The 15,468-nt window shown below is 64.5% G+C and carries 12 protein-coding genes and 1 pseudogene; 11 read left to right on the plus strand and 2 right to left on the minus strand.

The annotated features are described in order from the left end of the window. Positions 1 to 6 precede the first annotated feature (6 nt). Genes msbA through murB form a run of 6 tightly spaced genes read left to right on the plus strand, consistent with a single transcriptional unit; the run spans position 7 to position 5,462 of the window. On the plus strand, positions 7 to 1,755 hold the full coding sequence (gene msbA / locus CLAM6_RS04505) for a lipid A export permease/ATP-binding protein MsbA (RefSeq protein WP_225347686.1): 1,749 nt from the start codon (positions 7 to 9) through the stop codon (positions 1,753 to 1,755). Then, positions 1,752 to 2,741, plus strand: a complete 990-nt coding sequence (gene lpxK / locus CLAM6_RS04510) for a tetraacyldisaccharide 4'-kinase (protein ID WP_054555010.1) — start codon at positions 1,752 to 1,754, stop codon at positions 2,739 to 2,741. Before msbA ends, lpxK begins: the two co-directional genes overlap by 4 nt. 54 nt (positions 2,742 to 2,795) lie before the next feature. Continuing rightward, complete coding sequence (locus CLAM6_RS04515) at positions 2,796 to 2,990, plus strand: Trm112 family protein (RefSeq protein ID WP_043331901.1); 195 nt, start codon at positions 2,796 to 2,798, stop codon at positions 2,988 to 2,990. Beyond that, positions 2,990 to 3,829, plus strand: a complete 840-nt coding sequence (gene kdsB / locus CLAM6_RS04520; RefSeq protein ID WP_153635254.1) for a 3-deoxy-manno-octulosonate cytidylyltransferase — start codon at positions 2,990 to 2,992, stop codon at positions 3,827 to 3,829. Before CLAM6_RS04515 ends, kdsB begins: the two co-directional genes overlap by 1 nt. Beyond that, positions 3,829 to 4,386 carry a low molecular weight protein-tyrosine-phosphatase gene (locus CLAM6_RS04525; protein ID WP_153635255.1) on the plus strand — a complete coding sequence of 186 codons (558 nt, stop codon included), beginning with the start codon at positions 3,829 to 3,831 and terminating at the stop codon, positions 4,384 to 4,386. The genes kdsB and CLAM6_RS04525 overlap by 1 nt, the downstream gene beginning before the upstream one ends. Continuing rightward, positions 4,383 to 5,462 carry a UDP-N-acetylmuramate dehydrogenase gene (gene murB, locus CLAM6_RS04530; RefSeq protein ID WP_153635256.1) on the plus strand — a complete coding sequence of 360 codons (1,080 nt, stop codon included), beginning with the start codon at positions 4,383 to 4,385 and terminating at the stop codon, positions 5,460 to 5,462. The genes CLAM6_RS04525 and murB overlap by 4 nt, the downstream gene beginning before the upstream one ends. Before the next feature lie 2,657 nt (positions 5,463 to 8,119). On the opposite strand, the pseudogene rne reads toward murB, so the two are convergent. Next, positions 8,120 to 9,964: pseudogene (gene rne, locus CLAM6_RS18180) on the minus strand (ribonuclease E); the annotation flags it as partial. A 1,036-nt stretch (positions 9,965 to 11,000) separates the two neighbouring features. Here rne and CLAM6_RS04540 point away from each other — a divergent pair. The 3 genes from CLAM6_RS04540 to CLAM6_RS04550 are packed head-to-tail and all read left to right on the plus strand — an operon-like array spanning position 11,001 to position 13,777. Then, positions 11,001 to 11,960, plus strand: coding sequence for an RluA family pseudouridine synthase (locus tag CLAM6_RS04540; RefSeq protein WP_054555007.1), 960 nt, complete (start codon positions 11,001 to 11,003; stop codon positions 11,958 to 11,960). After that, on the plus strand, positions 11,953 to 12,639 hold the full coding sequence (locus CLAM6_RS04545; protein WP_054555006.1) for an HAD-IA family hydrolase: 687 nt from the start codon (positions 11,953 to 11,955) through the stop codon (positions 12,637 to 12,639). Before CLAM6_RS04540 ends, CLAM6_RS04545 begins: the two co-directional genes overlap by 8 nt. Positions 12,640 to 12,673: 34 nt before the next feature. Next, complete coding sequence (locus CLAM6_RS04550; RefSeq protein WP_153635257.1) at positions 12,674 to 13,777, plus strand: S49 family peptidase; 1,104 nt, start codon at positions 12,674 to 12,676, stop codon at positions 13,775 to 13,777. A gap of 87 nt (positions 13,778 to 13,864) precedes the next feature. Here the strand turns inward: CLAM6_RS04550 and CLAM6_RS04555 are convergent, their stop codons facing one another. Next, a complete protein-coding gene (locus CLAM6_RS04555) occupies positions 13,865 to 14,455 on the minus strand; it encodes a Maf family protein (protein WP_153635258.1) in 591 nt (196 codons plus the stop codon). 258 nt (positions 14,456 to 14,713) lie between these two features. Between CLAM6_RS04555 and CLAM6_RS04560 the strand changes: the two genes are divergently transcribed. Then, complete coding sequence (locus tag CLAM6_RS04560; RefSeq protein ID WP_153635259.1) at positions 14,714 to 15,244, plus strand: YceD family protein; 531 nt, start codon at positions 14,714 to 14,716, stop codon at positions 15,242 to 15,244. A 33-nt stretch (positions 15,245 to 15,277) separates the two neighbouring features. After that, positions 15,278 to 15,448 (plus strand): 50S ribosomal protein L32, encoded by a 171-nt coding sequence (rpmF, locus tag CLAM6_RS04565; RefSeq protein WP_065392644.1) that lies wholly within the window; start codon positions 15,278 to 15,280, stop codon positions 15,446 to 15,448. Positions 15,449 to 15,468: the final 20 nt, after the last annotated feature.

A 15,468-nucleotide genomic window follows, 5' to 3' on the forward strand; every position in this document is an offset into this window, starting at 1 on the left:
GACCCCGTGAGTCGCGACTCCACCTGGATTCATTACCGCCGCTTGCTCGGCTATGTTCGCCCGTACTGGAAGATGTTTCTGGCCGCCGTCGTCGGCTACATCATCTACGGTGCCTCGAGTACGGCGCTGGCCGAGATGATGAAGCGCCTGATCGACGGCATTCAGAATCCTGACGCCCAGTTCAGACTGTTCCTGCCGCTGTTCGTGATCGGCATGTTCGCCGTGCGCGGCGTCGGCACCTTCCTGGGCACCTACTGCATGAGTGATGTGGCGCGCAACGTGGTCCACACCCTGCGCACCACGGTGTTCAACCACATGCTGCACTTGCCGGGGCGCTATTTCGACGAGAACTCCACCGGCCATCTCATCACGCGCGTCACCTACCATGTCGAGCAGATCACCGGCGCGGCCACCAAGGCGCTGACCATCATCCTGCGCGAAGGCTTCTTCGTGCTCGGCCTGCTGGGCTATCTGTTCTGGACCAACTGGAAGCTGACGCTGGTGTTCATCGCCGTCACGCCGCTGATCGGCTGGGTGGTCAGCTATGCCAGCAAGCGCTTCCGCAAGCTCTCCAAGCGTATCCAGGGCTCGATGGGCGAGGTGACCCACGTGGCCTCCGAGGCGCTGTCCGGCCATCGTGTCGTGCGTACCCACGGTGCCGAGGATTACGAGAAGGCACGCTTCGCGGCGGTCAGTGAGTACAACCGCGAGCAGAAGATGAAGGAAGCGCTGACCAAGGCCACCGCCACGCCGGTCATCCAGCTGTTGATCGCCGTGGCGCTGGCCACGCTGGTATGGCTGGCGATGGCGCCGGAACTGATGGCCGGCATGAGCGCCGGTGAGTTCGTCGGCTTCATCACCGCCGCCTCGATGATGGCCAAGCCGGTGCGCCAGTTGACCGAAGTCAACGGCGAGATCCAGAAGGGCATGGCGGCCTCGGAAGAACTGTTCGGCCTGCTGGATACGCCGGCAGAGCCGGACAACGGCACCCTGGTGCCTGAGGGTCGCCTCGAGGGCCGTGTGCGCTTCGACAATGTCCACTTCCGCTATGCAGACCATCAGCCGGAGGTGCTCAAGGGCATCGATCTGGAGGTGAAGCCGGGGCAGATGGTCGCCATCGTCGGGCGTTCGGGGTCGGGCAAGTCGACATTGATGAGCCTGCTGCCGCGCTTCTACGCGCCGACCACCGGCCGCATCCTGATCGATGATGTCGCCATCGAGGACTACAAGCTGCGCCCGATGCGTCAGCAGATCGCGCTGGTCTCGCAGAATGTCACCCTGTTCAATGCCGACCTGACCGCCAACATCGCCTACGGCACCGGTGAGGTCGACAAGGCACGGGTGGAAGAGGCGGCGCGCGCGGCCTATGCCCACGAATTCATCGAGCGCATGAGCGAAGGCTACGACACCATCGTCGGCGACAATGGCGTGATGCTCTCCGGTGGTCAGCGCCAGCGTATCGCCATCGCGCGTGCCATCTACAAGGACTCGCCGATCCTGGTGCTGGATGAGGCCACCTCGGCGCTGGATACCGAATCCGAACGCTATATCCAGCGCGCGCTGGAGGAAGTGTGTCAGGGCCGTACGACCTTCGTGATCGCCCACCGTCTGTCCACCATCGAGAAGGCGGACCGCATCCTGGTGATGGATGATGGCGAGATCATCGAAGACGGCACCCACGAATCATTGATTGCTCAGGAAGGTGCTTATGCCGCGCTGCATCGCATCCAGTTCCGGGAGACGGCAGACGCATGAGTGAACGACTGGTAGACGCCTGGTATCGCGGCGCCGGCTGGCTTCATCTGCTGCGCCCGCTGGAACATGTCTACAAGAATGTGGTGGCGCGCAAGCGCAATGCCTATCTCACCGGCAAGCGTGAGGTCTGGAAGGCGCCGGTGCCGGTGATCGTGATCGGCAACATCACCGTCGGTGGTACCGGCAAGTCGCCGCTGGTCGCCTGGCTGGGGCGCTGGTTGAGCGAGCAGGGCTGGCGCCCGGGCATCATCTCGCGCGGCTACGGTGGGCATTCGCCGCGCTATCCCCTCTACGTGCAGGCCGATACCGATCCTCAGCATGCCGGCGATGAGCCGGTGATGCTGGCTCAGCAGACGGGCCTGCCGGTGGCGGTCGATCCGGATCGCCCAAGCGCGGCGCGGCGCCTGATTGCCGCCGGCTGCGACATTCTGCTCTCCGATGACGGTCTGCAGCATCATGCGCTGGGGCGCGATATCGAGCTGGTGGTCGTGGACGGTGAGCGTGCCTTCGGCAATCAGCGTTGCCTGCCCGCCGGGCCGCTGCGCGAGCCGTTGTCGCGCCTCGCCAGTGTCGATGCGGTGATCTCCAACGGTGTCATCGACTGCTCGCGCCTGCCGGTGGAATCGCATTGCATGAAGCTGACGCCGGTCCACTGGCGCCACCTGATCGACGACGTGCGCTATCCTGCCCACCAGCTGCCGTTCAGTGGTCAGGTGCATGCGTTGGCCGGTATCGGCAATCCGCAGCGCTTCTTCCGCACCCTGACCAACCTCGGAGTCGAGCATCTGCCGCGTCCGCTGGCGGACCACCATCGCTTCACGCCGACGGATCTGCGCTTTTCCGACAATCTGCCCGTGGTGATGACCGCCAAGGACGCCGTCAAGTGTCGCAGCTTCGCCAATGAGCGCTGCTGGGCGCTGGATGTCGAGGCGCGTCCGGACCAGGCGCTGGTAGACTGGCTCGCCAAACGCCTTGAGGCGCTCTGAGTGCTTGATCGCTGAATTTTCTTTCTTTTCTGCTGTTATTCCGGAGATGTCTCGATGGACAAGGAACTGCTCGCGCTACTGGTTTGCCCGCTGTGTCAGGCCAAGCTGACCTATGATGCGGCGAATGCCGAGCTCAAGTGCTTCTACGATGGCCTCGCCTATCCGGTACGCGACGGCATTCCCGTCATGCTGGAAGAAGAAGCGCGCCAGATGGATGCCGACGAGAAGCTCAAGGGGAGCCGCGGCTGATGAGTGACCTTCTGCAGCAGGGGCAGGCAGACGACAGCCGTTCAGAGGGCGAGTCCGGCTTCGTGGTCGTGATTCCGGCGCGCTTCAACTCCTCACGCCTGCCGGGCAAGCCCCTGGCGGACATTCATGGCCAGCCGATGATCGAGCACGTCTGGCGCAATGCCTGTGCCAGTCAGGCCAGTCGGGTCGTGATCGCCACCGATGACGAGCGCATCCGTGAGGCCTGTGAAGGCTTCGGGGCCGAGGTGGTGATGACGCGTGCCGATCACCCCAGCGGGACAGACCGCCTTGCCGAGGTGGTCACGCTGCTGGCGCTGGCCCCCGAGACCCTGGTGGTCAACGTCCAGGGCGACGAGCCGCTGCTGCCGGCGGCGCTGATCGATCAGGTGGCGGTGCGTCTCGAGGAAGACGAGGGCGCCTCGATCGCCACCCTGGCGGAGTCGATCGCCAGCGTCGACAGCCTGTTCAATCCCAATGTGGTCAAGGTGGTGCGTGACCTGCGTGGGCGTGCCCTGTACTTCTCGCGCGCGCCTATCCCGTGGGACCGCGAGCACTTCACCACGCCGCCGGACATGCTGGCCACCGATTCCTGGCTGCGCCATATCGGTCTCTACGCCTACCGTGCCAGCTTCCTGACCGATTACGTCGACTGGCTGCCGGCCCCGCTGGAGCAGCTCGAACAGCTCGAACAGCTGCGCGCGCTGCATCATGGTCATGCCATCCAGGTGGCCATTGCCTGCACGGCGCATCCGGCCGGTGTCGATACGCCGGAGGATCTCGAGCGCGTGCGCGACTGGCTGGCGCAAGCAGCGGCAGGCAGCGAGAGCGGAGAGGCCTGATGAGCGAGCTTCTTGAGCAACTGGCCCAGCGTCAGGCGCCATTGGAGCGCATCCTGATGGTGTGCCTGGGCAATATCTGCCGCTCACCGAGTGCCGAAGGTGTGTTGCGTGCGGCTTTGACGCGCCATGGTCTGGATCAGGTCATCACGGTGGACAGTTGCGGCACCAGTGACTGGCATGTCGGCGGTCAGCCTGACTCGCGGGCCATCGCCCATGCGGCCAAGCGCGGACACGACATCAGCACGCTGCGTGCCCGTCAGTTGTGCGAGCAGGACTTTCACGACTTCGATCTGATTCTGGTGATGGACGACGCCAATCTTGCCGATACCCGTGCCTTGGCTGCACGCAGCAACAGTGGCGATCAGGCGCTGATCGGTCGCCTGCTGGACCTGCTGCCGATCCCGCTGCCCGCGCTGGCAGCGGGAAGTCGTGAGGTGCCGGACCCCTACACCGGAGGCCCCGATGCCTTCGAGCGTGTGCTGGATCTGATCGATGTGGCCTGTGAGGCACTCATTGCGGCACTGCCTGCGGCGACCACGGCGCGGGCACGCTCATGACTCCGGTATCCACTGATCAGAACGCTGGCGACACCTCGCAACGTGAGGGGGTGGCGCTGGATGGCTGCAATACGCTGGGCTTCTCGGCGCGCGCCCGCGCCCTGAGCGAGCCACACACCGTCGAGGCGGCCAGGGCACAGGTGCTGGCCTCCCGGCAGGCTGGAGAGCGTCTGGTGGTGATCGGCGGCGGCAGCAATCTGGTATTGCTGCCGTGGCTGGATGCCCATGTCATGCGTCCGGCCTTTGACGAGGTCACCATCACGCCGGCAGAAGACGGCCTGACAGCCACGGTCTGCGTCGAAGCCGGCAAGCGCTGGCATGCCCTGGTGATGGAGCTGGCCGCCGCCGGCTGGTGGGGCTACGAGAACTTGGCCTTGATTCCCGGATGCTGCGGTGCGGCGCCTATCCAGAATATCGGCGCCTATGGCGTCGAGCTGGCAGACCATCTGCTGCGCCTGGAGGTCATGTCGCTGGAAGATGGCAGCTGCCGCTGGATGAATCGCGAGGAATGCGGTTTCGGCTATCGCGACAGCATCTTCAAGGGCGCGCTTGAGCATCGTGTGCTGATCACGCGCCTGGAGTTGCAGGTGTCGCGCCAGGCGTCGCCCCGGCTCGGTTATGGTGATCTCGCCCAGCGCGTCAGTGCGGCGTTGCCGCAAGGGGAGGAGGTGACGCCGTTGCAGGTCGCCCAGGCGGTGATTGCCACGCGCAGTGAGAAGTTGCCCGACCCCGCACAACTGGGCAATGCCGGCAGTTTCTTCAAGAATCCACAGCTTCCCCAGGCTGAGGCCCAGGCGCTGCTGACCCGCTTCCCGAGCTTGCCGCATTACCCGCAGGCCGATGGCAGCATCAAGCTGGCAGCAGGCTGGCTGATCGACCAATGTGGTCTCAAGGGCGCGCGCAGAGGCCATGTCGGCGTGCATGCTCAGCAGGCGCTGGTGCTGGTGCACTTCGGCGAGGGCGCCGTCACGGAGCTGCTGGCACTGGCGCAGGAGGTGCGTGAGGCAGTCCACACCCGCTTCGGGGTCTGGCTCGAGCAGGAGCCGCGGGAGCTGGGGATGATGCCTGAAGGGTGAGGCCCGAGGGCTGAGGCCCAGAGTCGTGCACACGAGACCTGCGCTGAAGTGAAGGCACGCACACCAAGCGCTGAAAATAGCATGCACTGAAAACAAGAACGCCCCGCAGGCTTGCCTGCGGGGCGTTCTTGTTTTCATCTGACTTGCTGCTCAACGGGAGCGGCTGGCAGACCTTGGCATAGACCCTGGCTAGACCCTGTCTTGCTGCCTTTCTGGCGCCCCCTTCAGCGCTTGTGGCTGAAATGGGCGTCAGAGTGACGGCAGGGGCAGGGCGCCAGCCTCAGGACTCAGTGAGACGTGTTGCTGTCATCCTGAGCGGTCGTGTCCTGAGTCTCTGCGCTGGCCTGTTGTGCAGCAGCACGCTCGGCAGCTTCACGCTCACGACGACGCACTTCGCGCGGATCGTTGTAGGCGCGTTCGCCACGGCGACGGCGGGTCTCGGTGGCTGGCTGCGTGCTGTCCTGCTGCACGCCTTCTGCCGCTGTCATCTCGCCTTGCTCGCTCGGTGCCTGCTTGTGCTCGCTGTCAGCGACTTCCCCTGTATGGGAGTCGTCGCTCACGGCTTGCGCCACGGCGACATTGTCGTGACGTTCGGCAGTCGCGAACGCTGCCTCGGCCGGCGCATTCTCGACGCTGGCGCTGACGTTGACGGCGCTTTCGGCACCTTCAGCAGTAGCATCAGAGCCGTCAGCAGAATCAGAGCCTTCAGCTGATTGAGAGCCTTCAGCTGATTGAGAGCCTTCCGTAGCTTCAGCGACAGTATCTGCGGTGCGCTCAGTGCTGACGGCAGGCTCAATCTCTGTGCTGGCCACTTCAGTAGCGCTAGCGCTTTGCGTCACCTTCGACTCGCTGGTCTCAGTCTGCTGAGGAGTCTCTTCGTGCGCGGCCTCCTGTACAGGCTGTTCAGCGGCGGCTGCTTCCACGGCAGGTTCTTCCACGGCAGGTTCTTCCGCCACAGGCTGCGCAGGCTGGCTGGCAGTGTCGGCTTCAGCGGCGATCGCTTCCTCTGCTTCAGCGACAGGTGCCTGAGCTTCGGTCTGCTCGGCAGCTTGCGCTTCGGCGGCCGGTGCCTGGACGCCTTGCTCGGCGACGGCTGGCGCTTCAGACACAGCGGCTTCGCTGGTCACGCTTTCCTTCAGCGACTGCTCATCGGCCGCGGCTTCCGGCGCGACTTCTGCCGCGGTGACGGCCGGCGTGTCGACGGCGTCGTCAGCTGCGCTGGCCTGCGGCTGGTGCACGCTTGGCTGCTGGACGGCATGCTGCTCAGTGCGCTGGGCGGCGTGTTGCTCAGTCTTCTGCGCCTGGTGAGCGTCGGTGACAGGCGCTTCGGACGCCTCTTCGACTGGTGCTTCGACAGGTACTTCGACGACCGGCTCGGGCACTTCCGCTGTCGCTGGCTCAGACTCAGACGCTTGCGCATCGGATGCCGCTGACTCAGGCGCTACCGTCTCTTTCAGCGCCTCGTTGCTCGGCTCGCTGACTTCCGGTGCAACGGCAGCCGTGAGGTCTGCGCTGGCAGACTGCTTGGCGCTGGCCGGCGCGTCCTGTGCCGCGGTGCTGTTTTCACCCTGCGGAGCACTGGTTTCAGCCTGCGGAGCGCTGTCGTCGCCTTGCGGGGTAGCGGTGGTGGCGCTGATGGCTTCGGCACCTTCCTCGGCAATGGCCGGCACCGCAGCGGCGGCTGCCGGAGCAGCGGCGGCCTGCGGGCCTGCCAGCGTCATGGCCTTGAGCGACTTCTGCTCTTCGACCGCCTGCGGGTTCAGAGCATGCTGACGGCTGCGCACACGCGGGTTGTTGCGGGTCTGCTGGTCTTCGCTGCTGACCTGCTGTTCCACCTGCTCGGCCTGTTCGGCCGCCTTGATGGACTCGCGTGCCTGCTTGCTGTCGACCTGCTCGGCCTTGTCAGTCTTGGCCGGCTTTTCACCACGGGCCGGCTTGTCGCTGCGCTTGCCGGAATCGCGCTTGCTGGCGTTGTCGGCCTTGGCGTTCTGGCTGTCGCTGCTCCTGGCTTCGGCTTTCGGGCTGTTGTCAGCCTGCGGCGTCTGCTCCGGTTCGGCCTGCGGCTTGCTGTCGTTGGTGACGATTTCCTGCTGGCTGTCCTGACGCGACTCGTTGGACTTGCGACGGTTGCCACGGTCGTTGCGCTGACGGCGCTTGTTGTTGCTGCGGCCATCGTTCTGGCTGCTGCTGTCAGCGTCGTTGCCACGGGAATCGTTGCCGCTGTTGCGTGACTCGCCATCGTTGTTGCGTGACGCGTTGTCATTGCGACGACGGGAGTCCTTGCGGTTGTCATCACGCTCATTGCCACGGCCGTCGTTGCTGCGGTCGTTGTTGCGGTCGTTGCTACGTTCAGCGTTGCGGCCATTGCGGGAGTCGTTGCGAGCCGCTGCCGGAGCGCTGGCTTCACTGACGGTCTCGCGACGCTCGCGGGCCTTTTCCAGTGCCTTGCGGGCTTCGCTGGACTTGGCCGGCACGGCGGTGTCGCTGTCATTGCCCAGCAGGCGGCTGAAGCCTCGGGCCAAGCGCGACAGCAGGCCGCCACCGGCGGCCGGAGCGGCAGTCCTGGCGGGAGTCTGGGCTGAAGGCTGCGCCACGACTTCCTGCTTGCTGGCCTGAGCGCGGGTGTCATTGCCCTGGCTCGAACGGTTGCCCTGACGGTTGTCATTGCGCGAGCTCTGACGGCTGTCGTTGCGGCCTTCGCTGCGAGTGTCATTACGAGACTCGTTGCGCGACTCCTGGCGGTTGCGACCGTTGCTGCTGCCGTTGCCGTTGCGACGACGATTGCCGTTGTTCTTGCCGTTGCCGTTGCGGCTATCGCTGTCATTGCTGCTGTCAGCGGTCTCGGCCACTGCGGCGGGCGCTGCGGCAGGCGCTTCCGGTGCGGCAACCGGGGCAGGCGTGGTGTGGGACACGCTCTTGACGGCTGCTTCAGTGCGCGCCGGCGGCTTGTCGAAGTTCGGATCCGGTTCCTTGCCGACTTCGGTCTCGACGGACAGCTCGAAGCTGGACTTGTCGGCACCGTCTTCATCGACGTGGTCATCACGCAGACGCACGACTTCGTAGTGCGGCGTGTCGAGTTCCGGGTTCGGCAGCAGCACGACATTCACGCCCTGACGACGTTCGATGTCGAACAGCGTGGCGCGTTTCTCGTTGAGCAGGTAGGTCGCGACCGGCACCGGCAGGATGGCGCGGATCTGCGAGCTGCGCTCCTTCATGGCCTCTTCTTCGATCAGACGCATGATGGAGAGCGCCATGGAGCGCACGTCACGGATGGTGCCCTGGCCGTCACAACGCGGGCAGACCACGCCGCTGGTCTCGCCCAGTGAGGGGCGCAGACGCTGACGCGACATTTCCATCAGGCCGAAGCGTGAGATGCGACCGATCTGGACGCGAGCGCGGTCAATCTTGAGCGCGTCGCGCACACGATTCTCGACCTCACGCTGGTTGCGTGCCGGCGTCATGTCGATGAAATCGATCACCACCAGGCCGCCGATGTCGCGCAGACGCAGCTGGCGGGCGATCTCGTCGGAGGCCTCCAGGTTGGTCTGCAGCGCGGTTTCCTCGATATCACTGCCGCGGGTGGCGCGAGCGGAGTTGATATCGATGGAGACGAGGGCTTCGGTGTGGTCGATGACGATGGCGCCACCGGAGGGCAGCTTCACTTCACGCTGGTAGGCGGTCTCGATCTGGGATTCGATCTGGAAGCGCGAGAACAGCGGCACGTCGTCTTCGTAGAGCTTGATCTTCTGCTGGTAGCTCGGCATCACCTGACGTACGAAGGAAAGCGCTTCTTCCTGGACTTCCGGAGAGTCGATCAGCACCTCACCGATGTCATTGCGCAGGTAGTCGCGCATGGCACGGATGATGACGTTGGATTCACGGTAGATCAGGAAGGGGGCAGGGCGGCTGGAAGCGGCCTTGGTCACCGCGTCCCACACCTGGGCGAGATAGTCGAGGTCCCACTGCAGCTCTTCGGCGCTCTTGCCGATGCCAGCGGTGCGCACGATGACGCCCATCTTGTCCGGCAGGGTCAGGCTGTTCATCGCTTCCTTCAGCTGAGCGCGCTCTTCGCCCTCGATACGGCGGGAGATGCCACCGGCACGCGGGTTGTTGGGCATCAGCACGAGGAAGCGGCCGGCCAGACTGATGAAGGTGGTCAGGGCGGCGCCCTTGTTGCCACGTTCTTCCTTGTCGACCTGGACGATGACTTCCTGGCCTTCCTTGAGCACTTCACGAATGTTGGGACGGCCCTGGCCGGGGTCCTTGGAGAAGTACTCGCGGGAGATTTCCTTGAGCGGCAGGAAGCCGTGGCGTTCGGCGCCGAAGTCGACGAAGCAGGCTTCGAGGCTGGGCTCGATGCGGGTGATCTTGCCGCGGTAGATATTGGCTTTCTTCTGTTCGCGGGCGCCGGACTCGATGTCGAGATCGTAAAGGCGTTGTCCGTCGACCAGTGCGACGCGCAGCTCTTCCGGCTGGGTCGCGTTGATGAGCATCCGTTTCATGTCGTCTCGCTAGACTGGGCGTGCCGAAGGGCAGCCGCATTGTGCGTCGGCGACGAGGAACCGTTTTCCGCTTCGTGTTGTGCTCAGCGCATGTCGTGGAATGCGTTTTTCGCATGCAGGCAAGTCCGTGGACGGGCCACATGCGGCATGATCATGTTGAGTACTTGGAAGAGGCAGGACGTGTTGCGGGGATTTGTACTCCTCCGGCCCTGCGGTCTCTTCCCTAACACCTGGCATTTGCCGATTCATCGACGCCGGCCTTCGGCACGGATATCGAATGATTACCCGGGCTTCATGCCCGAGCGGTCTTGTGTCGTTGGCCCATGAATGACTGGGCGTCTTGCTGTCTTGCCTGCGCAGGCGGCTTTCGGGCTCCCGCGACATCATCTCGTGGAGTCTGCAACGAAGGCTCGAAGGGCGATTGCGCTGCGGCGCGCGGCGTCATGCGTTCCGCGCCCGCTGATATCGTCATCAGGTCCTGTGAGACCTGAGCGACATCGATGTTTTGCGTCAGCTGTTGGTCTGGCCACTGGCCGCGAATGACTGTCCTTGGGGCGGCCTTCGCTGCCTGTGATTGACAGGTGCGATGCGCGGGACAGCACGCTACCGACAGGGTAGATGACAACAGGGTGCTTGCGTGACCTGCACGGTGCTGATGTCGGTGCGCGTTGCTTCATTGCGGGCCATCTGACCCTCTCCGCCGGCGTGAAGCACCTTGTTGAAGTGCCGGGTGCGCCGTTTTTCCGGCCGCTGTGACAGGGCTGCGGAGACGATGATTGGGCATATAGAGAAGGCCCATCTCACTGCGCTCGAATATACCAGTAAAGGTATGTACCAGCAATTCAGCTGCCAGATCAAACGCTTCGCTACATCGCCCGAGATACGAGGCCCGGCGAGCCGCGGATGAGAGCGGCATATGGCACGATGATTCCCCATTGGTCGCATGACACCGTAGAATGACCGGTCTGAGTGCGCCCAGGCGCACGGCAACAAGATGAGCAGGCCGCGCGAAGGCGGGGCCGGAAAGGAGTGCGACATGGCCGAAGGCCAATCAGTCCAGTGGATCGAGGTTGCCCCGGAATTGGCCGGGCAGCGCATCGACAACTTTCTGCGTACCCGCCTCAAGGGCGCACCCAAGGCGTTGATCTATCGCATCGTGCGCAAGGGTGAAGTGCGCGTGAACAAGAAGCGCATCAAGGTCGATTACCGCCTGCAGGCGGGTGATCTGGTGCGGGTGCCGCCGCTGCGCCTCTCGCCGGAAGCCGCCGTGCAGGAGGTCAGTGACAATCTGCGCGAGGTGCTGGCGGGCTGCATCGTGCGCGAGACGGATGACTTCATGGTCATCAACAAGCCCTCGGGGCTTGCCGTGCACGGTGGCAGTGGCGTCAAGATCGGTCTGATCGAGGCCATGCGCCAGATCCGCGCCGACCTGCCGTTCCTGGAGCTGGTGCACCGCCTGGACCGTGATACCTCCGGCTGCATTCTGCTGGCCAAGTCGCGGGCTGCGCTGTTGCAGCTCAATGCCGACCTCAAGGCCCACAAGATGACCAAGCTGTATCTGGCGCTGGTCGAGGGGCGCTGGGATTCACGCCGCGATTATGTCAATGCGCCGCTGGAGCGCTATGACGGTGGCAATGGTGAGCGTCGGGTGCGTGTCGATGAGGCCGGCAAGACGGCCAGCACCCGCTACGCGGTGCGTGAGGCCTATCCGAGCATGACGCTGGTCGAGGCCGAGCCGATCACCGGGCGTACCCACCAGATTCGCGTGCATTCGGTGCATGCCGGCCACCCGCTGCTCGGCGATACCAAGTACGGCACCGAGCGCGGCAATGCCCTGGCGAAGAAGGTCGGGCTGGAGCGCCTGTTCCTGCATGCCGCCCAGCTCAGCTTTCCTGATCCGATCGACGGGCGAACCGTCACCGTGCGCGCACCGCTGGACAAGCGGATGAAGCGCGTTCTCGCCACTGCCAGAGAGCTGGGAGCTCGTCATGACTGATCTCACCGCAGGACTGCCGCAGCCGCGCTATCGCCTGGTCATCTTCGACTGGGATGGCACCCTGATGGATTCCGAGGCGCGTATCGTCGACTGCCTGCAGGCGGCCTCACTGGCGACGGGCATGGGCGAGCTGCCTGCCCATGCGGCGCGCGACATCATCGGGCTCGGGCTGCCCGAAGCCATGGAGCGCCTGTTCCCGGGGGCGACGGCCGAGCAGTGCGAGGCGCTGGTCGCGGCCTACAAGGCGCATTTCGTGGCGGTCGATACCACGCCGCTGGACTTCTTCCCCGGTGTCGAGGCCGGCATCCAGCGTCTGCGTCGCCATCCCGAGCAGCTGCTGGCCGTCGCGACGGGCAAGAGCCGCCGCGGGCTGGACCGCATGTTCACGGCCCATGATTGCGGTGACTGGTTCCATGCCTCGCGCACCGCGGACCTGACGCTGTCCAAGCCGCACCCTCGCATGCTCGAGGAGTTGCTGGCCGAGCTGAACGTTGAGGCGCATGAGGCGCTGATGGTCGGCGATACCGAATATGATCTGGAAATGGCGCGTGCCCTGGGCATGCACAGTGTCGGTGTCGACTACGGCGTACACAGTGTGCCGCGCCTTGAGGCCTGTGCGCCGCAGCGTATCGTCTCGCATTTCGATGAATTGATGGATTGGCTGTACGTGGCCAGGTAACGGCCGCGATCGCCCAGCACAGGAGCAGCAATCGATGAGTGACAGGCCGCATGATCCCTGGCGTGAAGGCGCGGGTGGCAAGGACGAGAGCGAAGCGGGCTTGAGCGGGCAGGGCATGAGTGAGCAGGGCATGAGTGGACAGGGCGCGGCTGACGCCTCCGAGCGAGAGGTGGACTGGCAGGCGCGCGAGCGTACCGCGCAGCTCGAGATGATGGACCGCTGGGTGCAGGGCGTGGTCACCGAGCAGCGTCGTTCGCGGCGCTGGAAGCTGTTCTTCCGCTTCCTGTTCGCGTTGCTGTTCATCGCCTCGATCGCGACCTCGGTGACTCTGTTCACGCTCGGCAGCCAGCCAGCGGCGCTGCCCGGCGAGCAGCATCTGGGCGTGGTGCGCGTGAAGGGCGTGATCGAAGCGGATGGCGAAGCCAATGCCGAGCGCATCATCAAGGGGCTGCGCGCGGCCTGGGAGTCACCGGTCTCCGTGGCGGTGGTGCTCGACATCAACTCGCCCGGTGGCAGCCCGGTGCAGTCCCAGCGCGTCTATGACGAGCTGATGCGGCTGCGCGAGCGGGGCGACAAGCCGGTGATCGCGGTGATTGAAGACCTGGGCGCCAGTGGTGCCTATTACATGGCGGCCGGCGCCGGCGAGATCATCGCGGCACCCTCGAGCCTGGTGGGCTCCATCGGCGTGATTTCCTCAAGCTTCGGGCTCAAGGGGCCGATGGAAAAGCTGGATATCGAGCGTCGCGTGTTCACGGCGGGAGACAACAAGGCGTTTCTTGATCCGTTCTCGGAAATCTCGCCGGACCAGCGTGCCTTCTGGCAGAGCGTGCTGGCCACGACGCACCAGCAGTTCATCGCGGCGGTCAAGGCCGGGCGCGGTGAGCGCCTCAAGGACGATCCCGAGCTGTTCTCGGGGCTGATCTGGACCGGCGAGCAGGCGCGGGGGCTGGGGCTGGTCGATCGTACCGGCACGCTGGAAGAGCTGGCAGCGGAGCTGACGCCAGAGGCGGAGCTGCACGATTACACGCCGCGTCAGGACCCCTTCGAGCGCTTCACGCGGCGCTTCGCCGGTGTGATGGTCAGTGCGATGGGGCTCGAGACGACGGTGTCGCCGGTCAGCTACCGCCTGCCCTGGTAGGCGAGCCAGGGCCGCAGCCCTCGTCGCTCAGGGCTGCGGTGTCTCTCGGGGGCGCGGTGCCTCTCAGGGTTAAGGTGTCTCTCAGAATCACGGCGCATCCAGCAGAGGGTCGACGCCTGCCTCGCGCAGCAGTTCGCACAGGCGAATCAGCGGCAGGCCGATCAGGCTGTTGGGATCACGCCCCTCGAGACGCTCGAAGAGCGTGATGCCCAGTCCTTCCATGCGGAAGCTGCCGGCGCTGTCGAGGGGGCGTTCACGCTCGACGTAGCGTTCGATCTCGGCGCTGGTCAGGGAGCGGAAGACGACCTCGTAGTCTTCATGGCAGACCCAGTGACGCGCGGATTGGGTGTCGATCAGCGCCAGGCCGGTCACGAAGCGCACGCGACGCCCGGAGAAGCGCGCCAGCTGGGCGCGTGCGGCTGACAGATCCGCCGGCTTGCCCAGTATCTCGCCCTCGAAGACGGCGACCTGATCGCTGCCGATGATCAGGTGGTGGGAGTAGGCATCCGCCACGACGTTGGCCTTGCCGAGTGCCAGACGATGGACCAGTGTCTCGGCACTTTCTGCGCGCCGCGGCGTCTCATCGATACTGGGGGCTGTCCAGGTGAAGGGCAGCCCGAGGCGTTCAAGCAGTTCACGACGCCAGCGTGAGCTGGACGCCAGGACCAGTGGAGTCATCATGGCTCTCCCGTCGGGGCGCGTTGCGGGCATTGGCTGGGCGGCGCGCGGCAAGTATTTGAAAAACAAGGGCTGCAGGATGCCGTAAATCCTCTCGGCATTGAAGCGTCAGGCGCGTACAATCGCGCGCTGGACGTGTAGCCCAGTGTCAGTTGTCGCATATCGACGTGAAAGCGTGATGGTGAGGGGGCTGGCAAAAGCAACAAGTTGCTCATGCATTTTGACACCGGGAGGGGGAATCCCTATTATGGCGCGCCTATGTTGACCACAAGACTGCCGACCAAGGTCGAGCCCTACCGGCTGGCGTCAGCGGGTAAACGCCTTGAAGGCGTGATTCCACTGGCGAACATGCCCCGTGTTGTTGAGGCCATCGGTGCTCAGGAAGGGGGCGTCAGCGTCTCCATGACCTTTGACATCGACACTCAACGTCGCAGCTTCATCGAAGGCTCCATCGCCTTCGAGGCAAGTCTGCTATGTCAGCGTTGTCTGGGACCCACCGAGCCGGAGCCGCTTTCCAGCGAGTTCCTGTTGGGTCTGGTGACCAGCGATGCGCTGGCGGCGCAGCTGCCCGGTGAGTACGAGCCGGTAGTGGTGGAAAACGAACAGCTGGATCTCCTGACAGTGATCGAGGATGAAGTGCTCCTGGTCCTGCCGCAGGTGGTCTACCACGAGGAGGCCGATTGTGCCGTCTCTCGCGACCAGCTGGCCAGCGGTGTGGAACCCGAGGCCTCGGACGCACCCGCTGTGAATCCATTCAGTGTGCTTCGCACCCTGAAGGACAAGCACTGAACTCAATTTGTCGACAAGATTGGAGTAATTCCCATGGCAGTTCAGCAGAACCGCAAAACTCGTTCCAAGCGTGGCATGCGTCGTAGCCACGATGCCCTGACTGCACCGACCCTGTCCCAGGACAAGGAAACCGGTACAGTTCACCTGCGTCACCACGTCTCTGCCGACGGTTTCTACCGTGGCCGCAAAGTCGTTGATGCATAAGGCATTGATGCAGCGCGCGG

It is taken from the genome of Cobetia sp. AM6, assembly GCF_009617955.1.
Lineage (GTDB): Bacteria > Pseudomonadota > Gammaproteobacteria > Pseudomonadales > Halomonadaceae > Cobetia > Cobetia amphilecti.